This window comes from Chishuiella changwenlii (assembly GCF_900142565.1).
Lineage (GTDB): Bacteria > Bacteroidota > Bacteroidia > Flavobacteriales > Weeksellaceae > Empedobacter > Empedobacter changwenlii.
Window position 1 is genome coordinate 142,241 of the sequence record NZ_FRBH01000002.1, and the last position, 13,651, is coordinate 155,891.

Annotated in this window: 14 protein-coding genes; 3 read left to right on the forward strand and 11 right to left on the reverse strand. The window is 28.7% G+C overall.

Annotated features, from left to right (window positions below; all coding sequences use genetic code 11):
* Position 1 precedes the first annotated feature (1 nt).
* From BUA86_RS02340 to rfbB, 4 genes are all read right to left on the reverse strand, one after another.
* The gene (locus BUA86_RS02340; RefSeq protein ID WP_072929489.1) at positions 2–1,276 is read right to left on the reverse strand and encodes an ABC transporter ATP-binding protein; all 1,275 of its coding nucleotides are present in this window, start codon (positions 1,274–1,276) and stop codon (positions 2–4) included.
* Positions 1,277–1,293: 17 nt separating this feature from the next.
* Positions 1,294–2,154 carry an ABC transporter permease gene (locus BUA86_RS02345; protein WP_072929491.1) on the reverse strand — a complete coding sequence of 287 codons (861 nt, stop codon included), beginning with the start codon at positions 2,152–2,154 and terminating at the stop codon, positions 1,294–1,296.
* A gap of 6 nt (positions 2,155–2,160) precedes the next feature.
* Positions 2,161–3,018: a glucose-1-phosphate thymidylyltransferase RfbA gene (gene rfbA, locus BUA86_RS02350; RefSeq protein WP_072929493.1), complete on the reverse strand. Its 858-nt coding sequence runs from the start codon at positions 3,016–3,018 to the stop codon at positions 2,161–2,163.
* Between the two features lie 65 nt (positions 3,019–3,083).
* Positions 3,084–4,130, reverse strand: coding sequence for a dTDP-glucose 4,6-dehydratase (gene rfbB / locus BUA86_RS02355; RefSeq protein ID WP_072929495.1), 1,047 nt, complete (start codon positions 4,128–4,130; stop codon positions 3,084–3,086).
* Positions 4,131–4,480: 350 nt separating this feature from the next.
* Between rfbB and BUA86_RS02360 the strand changes: the two genes are divergently transcribed.
* A complete protein-coding gene (locus tag BUA86_RS02360; RefSeq protein WP_072929497.1) occupies positions 4,481–5,317 on the forward strand; it encodes a sulfite exporter TauE/SafE family protein in 837 nt (278 codons plus the stop codon).
* A 1-nt stretch (position 5,318) separates the two neighbouring features.
* On the forward strand, positions 5,319–5,699 hold the full coding sequence (locus BUA86_RS02365) for a DUF1634 domain-containing protein (RefSeq protein ID WP_072929499.1): 381 nt from the start codon (positions 5,319–5,321) through the stop codon (positions 5,697–5,699).
* 64 nt (positions 5,700–5,763) lie between these two features.
* Here BUA86_RS02365 and BUA86_RS02370 read toward each other — a convergent pair whose 3' ends face one another.
* From BUA86_RS02370 to BUA86_RS02400, 7 genes are all read right to left on the reverse strand, one after another.
* Positions 5,764–6,609 carry an SDR family oxidoreductase gene (locus tag BUA86_RS02370; protein WP_072929501.1) on the reverse strand — a complete coding sequence of 282 codons (846 nt, stop codon included), beginning with the start codon at positions 6,607–6,609 and terminating at the stop codon, positions 5,764–5,766.
* A 10-nt stretch (positions 6,610–6,619) separates the two neighbouring features.
* Positions 6,620–7,786 carry an MBL fold metallo-hydrolase gene (locus BUA86_RS02375; protein WP_072929503.1) on the reverse strand — a complete coding sequence of 389 codons (1,167 nt, stop codon included), beginning with the start codon at positions 7,784–7,786 and terminating at the stop codon, positions 6,620–6,622.
* Positions 7,787–7,944: 158 nt separating this feature from the next.
* Positions 7,945–8,748: a siderophore-interacting protein gene (locus tag BUA86_RS02380; RefSeq protein ID WP_072929505.1), complete on the reverse strand. Its 804-nt coding sequence runs from the start codon at positions 8,746–8,748 to the stop codon at positions 7,945–7,947.
* Between the two features lie 173 nt (positions 8,749–8,921).
* Positions 8,922–9,854, reverse strand: a complete 933-nt coding sequence (locus tag BUA86_RS02385; protein WP_072929833.1) for a siderophore ABC transporter substrate-binding protein — start codon at positions 9,852–9,854, stop codon at positions 8,922–8,924.
* Position 9,855: 1 nt separating this feature from the next.
* Positions 9,856–10,620 (reverse strand): iron ABC transporter ATP-binding protein, encoded by a 765-nt coding sequence (locus BUA86_RS02390; protein WP_072929507.1) that lies wholly within the window; start codon positions 10,618–10,620, stop codon positions 9,856–9,858.
* Positions 10,617–11,567 (reverse strand): iron chelate uptake ABC transporter family permease subunit, encoded by a 951-nt coding sequence (locus BUA86_RS02395; protein WP_072929509.1) that lies wholly within the window; start codon positions 11,565–11,567, stop codon positions 10,617–10,619. Before BUA86_RS02395 ends, BUA86_RS02390 begins: the two co-directional genes overlap by 4 nt.
* Positions 11,564–12,508 (reverse strand): ABC transporter permease, encoded by a 945-nt coding sequence (locus tag BUA86_RS02400; RefSeq protein ID WP_072929511.1) that lies wholly within the window; start codon positions 12,506–12,508, stop codon positions 11,564–11,566. The genes BUA86_RS02395 and BUA86_RS02400 overlap by 4 nt, the downstream gene beginning before the upstream one ends.
* A gap of 145 nt (positions 12,509–12,653) precedes the next feature.
* Between BUA86_RS02400 and BUA86_RS02405 the strand changes: the two genes are divergently transcribed.
* Complete coding sequence (locus tag BUA86_RS02405; protein WP_072929513.1) at positions 12,654–13,634, forward strand: helix-turn-helix transcriptional regulator; 981 nt, start codon at positions 12,654–12,656, stop codon at positions 13,632–13,634.
* The last annotated feature ends 17 nt before the right edge of the window (positions 13,635–13,651 follow it).

The window sequence follows — 13,651 nt, forward strand, 5'->3', positions numbered from 1 at the left end:
ATCAAAGATTTTTATATCCAACGTTATAATCAAATTCAGGACGCATTATACCAGGGTAGATGTGTGTTTTAGCTCCAACTTTCACATTTTCAACTTCAAAACCTATCAAATTATCAATTCCAAATAGTAATTCGGTTTGATTTTTTCCAAACATTAATTTGAAGTAGTAATTACCTGCATTAATTAATCCAGAAGGCATATCAAACTCAATAGAATATATTCCTTTTTTAGAATCATTTTCTTTACTAAGTAATTTTCCAACATGATAAATTACTAATTCTTCAAAGTTTCTTAATTCAAATGTTGCATCTAAATTAATGTTAGGTAAATTATTGTAAAACTCTAATTTAACTCTAATACCAGAGTTAATATCAATTAAATCTCCTTGAATTGGTTTAACAGAGAATTCTGTAATTTTTATATTTTCATTACCAACAGCATTTTCTAAATTCTGAGCGATATAACTTGTTGATAATTCATAATCTTTTTGATATTCTAAAATAGTGTCCAACATGTCACCTTGGTAACTAATTGTTCCATTTTTCATTAGAATTCCTGTGTTACAAAGTTCTTTAACTGCTGTCATGTTATGACTAACAAAAAGAATAGTTCTTCCTTCACCTTTTGTAACATCATTCATTTTACCCAAACATTTCTTTTGAAATTCGGCATCACCAACAGCTAATACCTCATCTACAATTAAAATTTCTGATTCTAAATGTGCTGCAACAGCGAATGCCAAACGAACATACATTCCAGAAGAATATCGTTTTACAGGCGTGTCTATATAACGCTCTACACCAGCAAAAGCTACAATTTCATCAAATTTTCGGGTAATTTCTTTGCGTGTCATTCCAAGAATAGCACCGTTAAGATAGATGTTTTCTCTACCAGTCATTTCAGGATGAAAACCTGTACCAACTTCTAGTAAAGATGCAATTCTACCTTTATATTTTATAGAACCAGTTGTTGGTTTAGTAACACGTGAAAGTAATTTAAGTAATGTAGATTTTCCAGCTCCATTTCTTCCAATTATTCCAACAGCTTCACCTTGTTCTATTTTAAAATCAATATCCTTTAAAGCCCAAACATAGTCTGAATCTCCTTTTTGTGTACGGTCATTGGTTTCTCCAATTTTTAAATATGGATCATCTTTTCCTCTAACATTTGCCCACCAGCGTTTTAAGTCATGTTGTAAAGTTCCTGTACCAACTTCTCCTAATCGATATTGTTTTGAAACATTTTCTACATCAAGTATTATATTATTTTTTGACATTTTTTGTTCGTTTTAGGTTAAACAGTATCCATAAAAGATTTCTCTACTTTAGTAAAAATTACCGTACCAATTGCTACAATAATTATTGTAAATAGAGTAGAATAAATTAACATTCCTTCAGAGAAATCTCCTGTTCCTAAATAACCATACTTAAAGCATTCGAAAATTCCAGTTAATGGATTTAATTCTGCTATAAACTTTAACTTTTCTGGGAAAGATGAAATTGGTATAATGACAGGAGTGGCATACATAAATAATGAAATACCAAAGCCTAAAAGCATACTTACATCCTGATACTTAGTTGTCATTGATGAAAAAATCATTCCCATTCCCATTGCAAACCCTGCCATTAATAAAATAAGAAAAGGAGTTGCTAATATCCATATATTAGGATGTACGTTTCCTTCTGTAAAATAATAATATACAACAACAGCTATAAATAATACAAACTGTACTGCGAATCTCATTAAATTCGAAATAACTACAGATAATGGCATAACTAATCTAGGGAAATATACTTTTCCAAAAATTGTTGCATTTGTTTTAAATACAGAAGATGTACCCATTAAACAAGTAGAAAAATAATTCCATAGTGTAACACCTGCTAAATAAAAAGCAAATTTTGGAGATCCATCTGTTGATAAATTTGCAACATTTCCAAATATAACAACGTAAATGATCGTCGTAAATATTGGATTGATGAAAAACCAAATAGGACCTAAAACGGTTTGTTTAAAAGAAGTTACAAAGTCACGTTTTACAAGCATATAAACTAAGTCTTTGTAATTCCAGACTTCTTTTAAATTTAGAGAAAATAAATTATGTTTAGATTCTATTACTTGTGTCCAATTTTCGTTAGGTTGATTGTTTTGTTCCATATTAAATTAAACAATAGATTTTAAATAATCACCGTAACCACTTTTTCCATATTTAGCAGCAGCAATTAATAATTGTTCTTTGTTAATGAACTTTTTTCTGTATGCTATTTCTTCTATACAAGAAACACTTACTCCTTGACGTTTTTCTATAACACGAACAAATTCTGATGCTTCATGTAAAGATTCAAAAGTTCCTGTATCTAACCATGCAGTTCCTCTGTCCATAATACCAACTTCAAGTTCTCCTTTTTCTAAGTAAACTTTGTTGACATCTGTTATTTCTAATTCACCTCTTGGAGATGGTTTTAAATTTTTAGCAATTTCTACTACTTTATTATCATAAAAATATAAACCAGGAACAGCAAAATTAGATTTTGGTTCAGTTGGTTTTTCTTCAATAGATAATGCTTTTTGATTTTCATCAAAATCAACAACACCATAACGTTCTGGATCGCTTACTTCATAAGCAAAAACGCATCCGCCAGTTATATTTGTTTTACTTTCTAATAATTGTTGTAAACCTGTACCATAAAAAATGTTATCTCCTAAAACTAATGCAACAGAATCGTCTCCAATAAAGTCTTCACCAATAATAAAAGCTTGTGCAAGTCCATCTGGACTTTCTTGTACAGCATAAGTAATGTTACATCCTATTTGAGAACCATCGCCTAATAAACGTTGAAATGGCTCTGAATCGTGAGGAGTGGTAATAATTAAAATGTCTTGAATACCAGCTAATAGAAGTGTTGATAACGGATAATAAATCATCGGTTTATCATAAACTGGCATTAATTGTTTACTTACAGATATTGTCAAAGGATAAAGACGTGTTCCTGATCCTCCGGCAAGTATAATTCCTTTCATAGTATATTTTGTTGATTAAAAAAATAGAATAAGTCTTGACAGGGATCAAAACTTATTCTAAAATATTAATTGTATTGTGTTTCGTAATAATTTTGATAATCTCCTGATGTTACGTTATCTAACCATTGTTGATTTTCTAAAAACCAATCAATTGTTTTAGATAAGCCTTGTTCAAAAGTCACAGATGGTTCCCATCCTAATTCTTGGTTAATCTTAGTCGCATCAATAGCATAACGTAAATCGTGTCCTGGACGGTCTTTTACAAAAGTGATTAATTGTTCAGAAGTTCCTTTTTCTCTTCCTAATTTTTCGTCCATTTGTTTGCAAAGTTCTTTTACAAGATCAATGTTTTTCCATTCGTTAAAACCTCCAACATTATAAGAAGCTCCATTTTTACCTTCATGAAAAACTAAATCTATTGCTTTTGCATGGTCAATAACGAATAACCAATCGCGTGTGTATTTTCCGTCTCCATAAATAGGAAGCGGTTTATTGTTAATAATATTATGGATACATAATGGAATCAATTTTTCTGGAAAATGATTTGGACCATAGTTATTAGAACAATTAGTCATTACAATAGGTAATCCATACGTATCATGATAAGCTCTTACAAAATGATCAGAAGATGCTTTAGAAGCTGAATATGGAGAATGAGGATCATAAGAAGTTTCTTCTGTAAAGAATCCTTCATCACCTAAAGCACCAAATACTTCATCGGTAGATACATGGTGGAAACGTTTACCTTCAAAATTATCTTTCCAGATATGCTTCGCTGCATTTAGTAAATTAACAGTACCAATAACATTGGTCATTACAAATTCTAAAGGGTTTGTAATTGAACGATCTACGTGAGATTCGGCTGCTAAATGTATAACTCCGTCTGGTTTAAATTCTTCGAAAACCTCTAAAATTTGCTTTGCATCTACAATATCTGCTTTTACAAATTGATAATTTGGATTATTTTCTATATCTTTTAAATTCTCCAAATTTCCTGCATATGTTAATGCATCAAGATTAATAATCTTTGTATTTGGATAGTTTAAGACAAATTCTCTTACTACATGCGAGCCTATGAATCCAGCTCCGCCGGTAATTAAAATGGAGTCCATAATAGTTTGGTTAAATTCAATTATAAATATAAGTTAATCTATGTTGTAAATCAAAAAATAAAACCCTTAACACTTTATTTTTTTGATAAAACAATTCTTTAATCAAACAAAACTAATGATAAATCTAGAAACAATCGACTAATAACTAAAAAAGAGCTATTTAATTATATGTTAAAAAATCACTTTACAATATGTTTTTTAAGTTAATAAAAAGGAGGGAATTAGTTTTTTGAAATTATAATGTTGATAATTCCCAAAATTAGAATTGAATTAAACTATTACAATGTAGTAGGAATTGGTATTTGAAATAAATACTTTAGCAAATTATTAGTGTGTATTAGAATAGAAATATGAATGTATTAGAATTTATACTTATTGTTTTAGGAGGTTCTATTGGAGCTGGTATTATAGGCTCTTTATCAGGACTAGGAGGAGGTATTGTTGTTATTCCTCTTTTATCTATTGTTTTAGGAGTTGATTTGCATTATGCAATTGGAGCAGCGTTGGTTTCTGTTATAGCAACATCTTCTGGTTCTGCGGCAGCTTACGTAAAAGAAGGTATTGCAAATATGAGATTAGGAATGTTTTTAGAAATAGCCACAACATTAGGTGCTGTCGGTGGTGCATTAATATCTACTTCTGTACCAAGTTCACTTATTGCTGTCTTTTTTGGATGTGCTTTAATATTTTCTGCAACTAATTCTTTGAGAAAAAAAGGAGAACACGTTGTTGAGCAATCAAGTAGTCTTGCTGTAACATTAAAGCTTCCATCTACATATCCAGACAATAAAGGAAATTCTATTGCCTACGGAACAAAAAATGTTATAGGAGGATTTAGCATGATGGGATTGGCAGGTTTGCTATCTGGAATGTTAGGTATTGGCTCTGGAGCTTTTAAGGTTATTGCAATGGATACAATAATGAGAATTCCTTTTAAAGTATCAACAACAACAAGTAATTTCATGATGGGAGTAACAGCTTTAGCAAGTTGTGTTATCTATATACAGAAAGGATATATTGTGCCAGAAATTTGTTTACCTGTTATGATAGGAGTACTAATAGGTGCTATGATTGGGTCTAGAATATTAATGGCTACAGACCCTAAAAAACTTAGAATATTTTTTGCTTTTATTATATTTTTCTTAGCAGGGAATATGATTTATAACGGAATAAAAGGAAATTTTTAAGATGATTATTACAGATAAAGATTTACAAAAGATAATAGGAGGAGTCCTAAAGTACGGTGTAATAACTGTTTTAGTTGTTGCAACTATAGGTGGGTTAGTTTATTTATTTCATCATTCTAATGATACTCTTGATTACAGCAAGTTCGTTGAAAATGATAGAAGTATTTTCGAAGTTATTTCTACAACTGTTAAAGATGCATTTCAGTTAAAAGGAAGATCGATAATTTATTTAGGAATATTGATACTCTTCTTTACGCCATTCCTAAGATTAATTTTATCACTTTTTTCTTTTGTTATAGAAAAAGATAAACTTTATATAGCGATTACGCTCATCGTTATTGGAGTTGTTGCCATGAGTGTATTTTTTGGATTCTCTCATTAAATAAAATAACAAAGCCTCTAAAAAATATTTTTTAGAGGCTTTGTTAATAGTTTTTTATTATTTATTATCCAATGAAATCTTTTACAACATCCGCTAATGGAGTTGTTGGACGACCAATTAATTTAGATAACGTTTTGTCTTCTGAATATAAAGAACCTTTTGCAGCTTTAGCATCACTATCAGCTAAAATTTGAGCAAAACCTTCTGGTAAACCAACAGAAACTAAAACTTTTGTATACTCTTCTTCTGTAAGATCATTGTAAGGAATGTTTTTTCCAGTTTGTTTAGAAATTTCAGATGCTAAATCAGATAGCGTATAAGCATCATCTCCCGCTAATTCATAAATTTTATTTTCATGTCCTTCATTTGTTAAAACTACTGCAGCAGCCTCAGCAAAATCTTCTCTTGTTGCAGATGAAATTTTTCCATTTTGAGCACTACCAATAAATGCACCAGCTTGTAAAGCTCCTGCAATAGAACCTGCATAGTTTTCTGTGTACCAACCATTACGTAAAATAGTATATGATAAGCCAGATTCTGATAATAATTTCTCTGTAGCAACATGCTCTTTTGCTAATGCCATTTCTGAATCTGTCGCGTATAGTAAACTTGTGTAAACGATTCTTTTTACACCAGCTTCTTTAGCAGCATTAATAACATTTTTATGTTGAGTTTCACGTTGACCGATTTCACTACCAGAAATTAAAAATAAAGTATCAATACCTTGTAATGATGTTGCTAAAGTTTCTGGTTTAGAATAATCAAACTCTCTTGCTTCAATTCCTAAATCAGCAGCTTTTTCTGGTGTACGAACTAATGCTACTAAATTTTCTTTCGCTGTTTTTTCTTTTAATTTTGATACAGTAAGACGTCCTAATTGTCCTGTTGCTCCTGTTATTGCTATTTTCATAATTTAATAATTATTTAATTTGTAATTTTCCTTGTAAGTGATTAAATGAGCTGTCTTTTCCAGCTATATTTGTATAAATTGTATTGTTATTATAATCTTGAATATTGACAACTCTTGCGCCAATTTTAGGTTCTATCCAATAAACCATAAAAATATTGTTTGCAACTTCAATAGCTGTGTATTCAACATTGTCTGTAATGTTTTTTAAAGAACCAGCAGTTCCTATAAAACTCATGTGTTGATGATCTTTAAAATCTAAATCGAATTTTAATTCACCAAAATCTACAGTTATTTTTCGTCCAATAGCTGGATAAGGATTTTTTAAATCCCAATTCATTTCACCTTTGTAAACTTTAGCACCTAACTCTAAATTATCGATACCAGGAAGATTAGGATAAATTTCTTTTAAAGAAGTTATAACTTTATCTGCTGTTTCATATTTTTCATTTTCCTCTTTAAATTTTATTAAATAATCTTTTACAAAATCTAAAATCTTTGGTGAAAAATCTTTATTTAAAAAGTGAGAAGGAATAACAACAGAAGGTTTTAGTGCTTTCATGTTATCAATTTGTTGAATCCATTGATTTAATGCTGTTTTTGTTTGTGTATCTGCCATCCAAATATGTGCACCTTCTGAAACTGATATTCCGCCTAAAATAGTTTTGATAGATGGAATCCATAGGAAACTGTGTGCAGGATCTTCTAATGTTTGTTTTATTTCTATTTTATTTCCTTCTAAATCTGGAAGAGTTGTAATAGCTTCGGGAATAATAATTTCTGATGGAGCATCATTTTTTAATTGTGGAGACCAAACTGCTAATTTTCCATCTTTAGATGCATTTATTAAGTAAGCAGTTTGTGCTGTTGAGACAATTTTTGCATTAGGAAAATTCTTTTTGATAATATCTGTTGCAAAATAATAATCAGGATCGCTATGAGAAATATAAACTAGTTTTAAATTCCTTTTTAAAGCCTTAATTTCATTTACCAATTCTTCAGCATATTGTTTTTGAAATTGAACATCAATTAAGTAAGCATCTTTTTTTCCATAAACTATGGTTGACGCTACATCGAAAATTGCATCAGAACCAGGATGATAGGTTTTTGTTTTAATAGTTCCTCCAAACAATGAACTTGTTGTAAGTAGAATTGTTATGAATGAGATGAATGTTTTCATTTTTAATAAATTAAATATAAATATTATTTATGTAATTAAAATTGTTACAAAATATATTAAAAAAATATTACTTATTTGTTGAAGCAAATGTAGAATAAATTTTAATTGTAACAAAAAATATTACAATTAAAATTTATTTTTTTTAGATTAAACTAATTTTAAGAATTCTTTTCTTTTTGTCTATCAGCTTGAGATTTATCTTCAGCAACACCAGATTTCCAATAAGAATAGGCGTAAAGCTCTTTGTTGGTCCATAATTTCTCTTTACGTAAATATGTTCTAATCTCTTTAATGGTAGAGAATTCAGCTGCTACATAACCAAATTTATTATCAGAAGGTAGTTCAATATTTTTTACTGTGTTAAATAAATCACTTCCATTTTCTGGTGTAGTATTATGTACCCAAATTACTTCTACATTAGAATTATTTTTTAAAATTTGTTCATCATCTTTCCCATGAACTTCTAAAAAACAGTAGCCATTTGCATGTTGAGGTAAAGTTTCTAGAATGGCACTAATAACAGGAATTGCAGTAGCATCACCAACCAATAAATACCAATCTACATCTGGAAAAAGTTCTGTAGGTTCTGTTCTCATCATTACACCTAGTTTACTTCCTTTTTCTGCATTTATTGCCCATTTTGAAGCTGGTCCACTTTCTCCATGATTCACAAAATCTATAATTAACTCATTTTTTTCTAAGTCAATTCCTTTATGAGTATATGTTCTAATTGATGGCGCTACTTCTTTTGGTGGATGAATCCATTGATTATTATCATAATCATATTCAGGGAAATGAATTTCATTTAATCCTTCTGGTGGAACTAATATTTTATTATTGTCTCCAATTGTTGTATTTGCAAATTGCTGAATATCATCCGAAGTAAGATGAACTCTAATATAGTGAGGAGTTATAAATTCTTTTTTTATAACTGTAGCCTCTATTGATCCTTTTGCTGGCATAAAATTATAGTATTTAAATAATAAGAATTTAGGTGTTACTTATAATGACTATAACACCTAAAATTGTTTTGATATCTAATTTTCTTTCAAAAAAATGGATATAAGGATAGGTTGAAATAAGATTAAATTTAAAAATTAAAACACATATTTACCACTCTTTTAGAAAGATAAAATTATTTTATTGCGTTTTCAATTTCATCCATCATCATGTTGATAGATGTTATTCCTCCTCCAGATAAATACCAAATAGAAGAATTTAAGTAAACTATTTTACCGTTTTTATAAGCGTTTGTACTTTTTATTAAAGGATTTTCGAAGTCATTCTTGTTTAATCCTTTGTCACCAATAGCATCGCTTCTATCAACAACAAAAAGTATATCAGGGTTTTTCTCCATCACAAATTCATTAGAAACACTAGAACCATGAAGATGGACTCCTAAATTAGATACAGCTTCTTTAACTCCTAAAGCATCATGAATTAATCCAAATCGAGAACCACTTCCATAAGCACTCATTTTTCCTTTATTATGCATAACTACTAATGCTTTTTTATCGCTTTTTTCTGCTTCAGCTTTTATTCTATTTGCTTTCGTAGTAATTTCATTATAAGCTTTGTTTAACTCTTCTTTTTTATTGAAAATTTCACCTAAATCATCTAAGTTTTTCTTTAAAGCTTTTAAATGGTCTTTAGAATCCCAGTGAGTTAAAATTGTAGGAGCAATCTTAGAAAGTTGAGGGTAAGATTCCTTTAGACGACCTCCTATAATAATTAAATCTGGTTGTAGTTCATTAATTTTTTCGATGTTTATTTCTACAACATTTCCAAGATCTTCTATAGAGGAATCTTCTTCATATTTTTTTAAATGAGATGGTATACCAGATTTTGGAATTCCGACAACTTTTGCTCCAATATAATCTAGATCTTCTAATTCACTGTAATCTAATACCACAATTCTTTGTGGATTCATAGGTACTGCAACTGTATCTAGATCATGTATAATCGTTACAGTTTCTTTATTAGAATTTGTAGTGCCATTTTGTTCATTTTTACATGAAGCAAATAATAGTGCAGTCGTAACTGCAATAAATAATGATATTTTTTTCATTTTAATAGATATTATAATAGTTACATAATTTTTTATTGTTTGTGATTGAGATGCAAAATGGAATCTCGAATATTTCTGAAAGAATTTTTTCATCAATAATATTATTGGTTTCATCAAAGTAGCTGATTTTACCATTTTTTAGAGCAACGATGTAGTCTGCATATCCCGAAGCAAAATTAATGTCATGTAAAACGATTATTATTGTTTTACCCAATTCGTCTGTCAATTTTCTTAGAATTTTCATCATCTGAACAGAATGTTTCATATCTAGATTGTTTAAAGGTTCATCTAATAAAATATATTCTGTGTCTTGTGCAACAACCATCGCTAAATAAGCTCTTTGCTTTTGTCCTCCACTTAATTCTTCTAAATAGGAATCTGCAATATTCTCTAAGTCTAGAAAATGAATAGCTTCTTCAATTTTTTTATGATCTTCTTTAGTCAATTTATTTTCGGAATATGGAAACCTTCCAAAAGAAACAAGTTCTTTTACAGTTATTCTAATACCTATATTATTAAACTGCTTTAGAATAGATAATTTTTGAGCTAATATTTTATTTTTATAATTTTCAATATTTTGCTCATTAACCATAACAACACCTTTGTCTTGTTTTAATAATCGACTAATGATTGAAAGTAAGGTGCTTTTTCCTGCTCCATTACTACCTATAAGTGCTGTAATTTTACCTTCAGGAATTTTTAAATCAATTCCATTTAAAATATTTTTTTCTCCGAAATTTTTAAAAATATCTTTTACTTCTATCATAATCTTTTAGATTTTAGAATTAATACCATAAAATAAATTCCACCAATAAAATTGATAATTGTAGACAATGGTGTTTTGAGGTTTAAGAAATGTTCCATTACAAATTGTCCGATTACAATGACAATAAAAGAAATTAAACAACTAGCAACTAGCAATAGTTTATGTTGATATGTTTTCATTAAAACATAAGATAGATTAGCTGTTAAGAGTCCAAGAAATCCTACAGGACCAATTAATGCAGTTGATAATGCTACAAGTATTGCTATTATAATTAATATGTAACGAACTATTTTATTATAATCAATACCAAGGCTAATTGCATTTTCTTTTCCTAAAGAAATAATATCTAATTTCTTATTAAGACTAAAACCAAAAGTAATCGTGGGTATAATAATGATAATTGTATACCATAAAATCTCTCTATTGATTTTATTAAAAGAAGCAAACATTTTTCCTTGTAGAATAAAAAAGTCATTTGGATCTATTAATAATTGAATGAATGAACTAAAAGAATTCATGACCATTCCGAATACCAAACCAACTAGTACAAGTAAGTATAAATTGTTTTTCGTTTTCTTATAAATTAAACTGTAAATAAGAATAGAAAATCCTATCATACACAGAATAGAAACTCCGAAATTTTGAAAACTATTTAATACTTTAAATGTTTGATCACTAAAAATAAAAACAAGAATACTTTGTAGTAATAGGTAAACAGCTTCAAATCCCATTACAGATGGAGTAAGGATTTTATTATTCGTAATTGTTTGAAAACTTACAGAAGAATAACCAACACAAGTTGCAACAATAAAGATGGCAATAAGTTTTGTTGTTCTTAATTCTAATGAGAATTGCCAATTATTACCTAATCCAAAAAATAAGTATAAAAGAAAAGATAGAAATGCAAGAATACAAAGTGCTAGTATTTTTTTTGAATGTTGTGTCATCTTTTTCGGATTAATAAGATTAAAAATATTATACCTCCAAGACACCCCGCTGTTAATCCAATTGGAATTTCGAATGGAAAGATTATAATTCTTCCAATAGTATCACATACTAATAAAAGTAAAGCTCCAAATAAAGCAACAAGTGGTAAGGTTTTTTGAGTGTTATCTCCATATAGTAAACTAATAATATTAGGAACCACTAAGCCTACAAAAGATATTGCACCAGCAGTTACAGTAATTACGGTAACTGTAATAGAAATTAAAATCATTCCAATTGTAATTACAGCTTGGTAATTAAGACCAATATTTTTAGCAAAATCTTCTCCCATTCCTGCAGCAGTAAATCTATTAGCGTAAAAGTATGTAGCAATAAGAGGAGGAATTGTTAGATAAATCATTTCATATTGTCCTTCTAATACAGAAGAAAAGTCTCCCATCATCCAAGTATTCATACTTTGAACAATATTAAAATTTATTGCAAAAAATGTTGAAATAGAATTAATTATTCCACCAAACATTAACCCTATTAAAGGAATGAAAATGATGTTTTTAATCTTGATATGCTTTATTATTTTTAAGAAGATAAGTGTAGTTAATAGTGTGAAAATAAAAGCAAATGCAGATTTAACTAATAAGCTAGATGAAGGGATTAAGATGACTCCGATTAATAATCCTAGTTTTGTTCCTTCTATTGTACCAGCTGTTGTAGGGGCAACAAATTTGTTTTGTGTAATTTGTTGCATTATTAATCCAGATATACTTAATCCGATCCCAGATAGTATAATAGATAATGTTCTTGGTATTCTGCTAACGACAAATACCATAACTTCTGCTGGTTCTTTATTTATTATATCAATTAATGAGATGTCTTTAGCACCTAGAAACAATGAAATTGTACTAAAAATTAATAATAATAGGAAAGTATATAATAGTCTTGACAAAGCGTAAATAAATCGATTTTGTGTAAGAATTAATAAAATATTAATTCTTTTATTTAGAATAAATTAAATTTGCAATACAAAACTATTTTTTCTATTCGTATACTGAAAGATGAATAAAGGAGTAGTTTCGATGAAAAGATGAAATATGAAGATAAGAGTAGAGAGTATTTCTCCAACAGGAATATCGGTAACAAATGGATCAGCAGATGAACTTTCATTTTTAGAGGTAAGTGAAGTTAAGCGAACTAATTTTGCAGATGGTGTAAAAGATGATAATCTTATTATATCTCTTTCGGACATTTGTGTATCCGAAATTGAAATTGATTCTTTAACAGAAATTGATTTTTTTGTTCAAATCAATAAACCTGTTATAGAAATGATGTTTTTTGTCTCATCAAAATCTACATTTTATCTAAATGATGTAAAAAATCCTATTTCTATTGAAAACAATCAGCATAACATTTTTTATAATCCTCAAGATGGTTATAGAAGTATATGGGAAGCTGGAAAAGGACAAAAAGTAATTACAATTACATTGTATCCAGATGTATTTGTAAAGTATTTAGATGCCAAACTATTTCGCAAGTTTTTAAAAGCAATAGAACAACATAAGAATGCAGTTTTGTTTAATCAGAATCTTACAATTACACCTCGCATGTATGTTTTATTAGATGAGATTGTAAAAAATCAACATGTTCATGGAGCAAGAAGATTATATATAGAAAATTGTATTTATGAATTAATGTTTCTACAAATAGAACAGTTTAGTAATTTAAAGAAGACAAACGTAACTAGAATCCCTAATAATTTAGAGAAAAAAATTGTTGAAGCTAAAGAATTAATTGATACAAATTTAGCTGCGCCATATTCTATTTTAAATTTAGCAAAGGAAGTTGGTATAAATGATTACCATTTAAAAAAAGGATTTAAAGAGTTATATAATAACACAGTTTATTTATATACAACACAAAAGAGAATGGAAAAAGCTAAACTTCTTCTTTTAAAACAAGATTTAAATGTAAACGAAGTAGCATATATGCTAGGTTATAATGATGCAACAAACTTTTCTGCTGCTTTTAAAAAGTACTATGGCTATACACCTGGTAAAATAATTCGTAATAAATAAAAAAGCTGTTTCCGAAG